Source organism: Streptomyces sp. NPDC047072, assembly GCF_040643855.1.
Taxonomy (GTDB): domain Bacteria; phylum Actinomycetota; class Actinomycetes; order Streptomycetales; family Streptomycetaceae; genus Streptomyces.
The window spans coordinates 1-2401 of sequence record NZ_JBEYVC010000355.1 but is presented as its reverse complement, the minus strand read 5'-3'; the positions used below and the strand labels follow the sequence as shown (position 1 = coordinate 2401).

The following is a 2401-nucleotide window of genomic DNA, read 5'->3' as shown; positions in this document are numbered from 1 at the left end:
GACCCTGGGCGCCTCGGAGTTGCGGGCCCGCGCCACCGCGCAGGGCGCCGAACTGGCCGCGCTGGCCCAGCAGGCCTCGCTCGCCTCGGGCGGTCCCCGGCGGCTGCTGGTGTGGAGCGAGCGCTGGCGGGCCACCGCGCTGTCGGCGCCGCCGACCCGGCCGCCCGCCGACCCGGCGCTGCTCGGCGACCTGACCGCGTACCGGGAGATCGCGGCCCGCGCGGAGCAGGCCCGGATGGAGGGCCGTCCGGTGCCGGCGCTGGAGCGCGAACAGCGGCGCCTGGAACGGGAGATCCGCTCCCGCAGCCATCACACGCGGGGCGACGCGCCCGGCGACGGCGACCGCTTCGACCCGAACAGGCTGCTGGAACGGCTGGGTGACGACGTACGGCTGGTCGAACTGGCCGTGCTCGACGGGCGTGTCCAGGTGCTGCTGTGCGGGCAGGGGCGGGTGCGGCGGTACGAGGCCGGGCTGCTGGCGGACGCGGAGCGCGAGGCGGAGCATGTGCAGGCCGGGCTACGGCGGCTCGCGCACCCCGGCGCGGAGGCGCGGCTGCCGGTCGTGGAGGCCGCCGGGCGCCGGCTGGAGGAACTGCTGCTGGGCCCGGCCGCCGCGCGGTTGGGGAACGGGCCGGTCGTGATCGTGCCGCCGGGGCGGCTGCACCGGGTGCCGTGGGCGCTGCTGCCGTCGCTGCGGGACCGGGTGTTCAGCGTGTCGCCGTCGGCCACCAGTTGGCTGCGTGCGAAGGAGACCGCGCCGCCGCCCGGGGGCCGTCAGGTGCTGGTGCGCGGGCCGGGGCTGGCGACCGGTGGCGCGGAGGTGCCCCAACTCGCCGACCGCTACGGCTCGGCGACGGTTCTGGAGCACGACGAGGCCCGGGTGCCGCGGGTGTTGCGGGAGCTCGACGGGGCGGCGCTGGCGCACATCGCCGCGCACGGCGAGTTCCGGGCGGACAGCCCGTTGTTCTCGGCGTTGCGGATGGCCGACGGGCCGCTCATCGTGCACGACTTCGAGCGACTGGACCGCAGCCCGTACCGGATCATCCTGTCCTGCTGCGACACCGCCCGCTTCGCCTCGGTCGGCGCGGACGAACTCCTCGGCCTGGTCACGGCGTTGCTGCCGCTCGGCACGGCGGGGGTGGTGGCGTGCAGTGCGCCGGTGAACGACGAGGCGGTGGTGCCGTTGATGCTCGCGCTGCACAAGGGGGTGGGCGCGGGGCTGTCGCTGGCGGAGGCGCTGCGGGACGCGCGCGGGGCGCTGCCGGGGGACACGGTGCATCAGGCGACGGGGTGGGCGTTCTCGGCGTTCGGGGCGGCGTGACGGGGCGTGTCTGACAGGGCGTGTGTGACAGGGCTTTTGTGACGGGTGTGGGCGGCCTGACCCCTCCCCCGAATACTGGGGGTCAGACCGCCCGGTCCTGGACGCCGTCGCTCAGGCCGGTTGCACCTCGGGCTCGGGCAGCTCCACCAGCCACGGCAGGGCGCCGCGGTCGCTCGCGCCGAGGCGGGCGTACGCGCTGTAGAGGTGGTTGCCGACCGTGCGGACGGACAGGGTGAGCTTCTCGGCGATCTGGCGGTTGCTCAGCCCGGCGGCGGCGAGGGTGACGATCTGCCGTTGCCGCGCGGTGAGTTCGCCGAGGACCAGGCCGGACAGGGCCGGGGTACGGGCCCCTTGGCAGCGGCGGGCCAGAGCGACGGCACGCGTGCGTGCGGTGCGGGCCGCGCTCGGGTCGCGGTGGACCCGTACGGCGTGGGCGTGGGCCTCGGCGGCGAACAGCAGGAAGCCGCGCGCCTCCAGCGCGTGCGCCGCGCGGTCCAGGCCCGGTCCGTCGCCCTCGGCGAGCGCGCGGGCGTGGGCGGCGAAGACACCGGTCAGCCGGTCGGCGGCCCGCTCGGGCACACCGAGCCGGACGGCGTCGTAGGGCTCCTCGGCGACGGTGTCGAGCACCGCGTCGAGGTCACCGCGGGCGGCGGCCCACCAGGTGGCCGCCGAACCTCCCGCGATCTCCCGCGAGTCGGCTGCGCCGCTCGGCCGACGGGTACGTGTGACGGGGTGGGGGTTGTCGGACTCGGCCGAGGACTTCGTGGGCCGGGCGTCGGCGGGATCGGCGGCGAGCGCGGCGAGGGTGTCCTTCCGCGCGGCGTCCGCTTCACCGACCCACTCCGACGCCCCCGACTGCGCCGCGGCCAGGGCGAGTTCGTGGCGGCAGGACGGGTCGTCGCCGGATTCCCGCAGTCCCTCCCTCGCCCAGGCCGCGGCCTCCCGCAGCTCCCCCCGCAGGCGTGCGAAGCGCGCGCGTACGGCCGCGTGCCGGGCCGGTACTCCATGGCCCTCGTCCAGGAGCCACTCCCCCGTCGGCGTCGGAACGTCCCTTACGTCGGCTGCCGCGATCGCCCGGGT

General features: G+C 76.8%; 2 protein-coding genes. One reads left to right on the top strand and one right to left on the bottom strand.

Features of this window, described 5'->3' with window-relative positions; all coding sequences use genetic code 11:
- Positions 1-1321, top strand: a 1321-nt coding sequence (locus ABZ896_RS52595) for a CHAT domain-containing protein (RefSeq protein WP_360946608.1), incomplete at its 5' end; no start/stop codon positions are given.
- Between the two features lie 111 nt (positions 1322-1432).
- On the opposite strand, the gene ABZ896_RS52590 is transcribed toward ABZ896_RS52595, so the two are convergent.
- Positions 1433-2401 (bottom strand): LuxR C-terminal-related transcriptional regulator (locus tag ABZ896_RS52590; protein WP_360946605.1); only part of this gene is annotated, 969 nt, incomplete at its 5' end.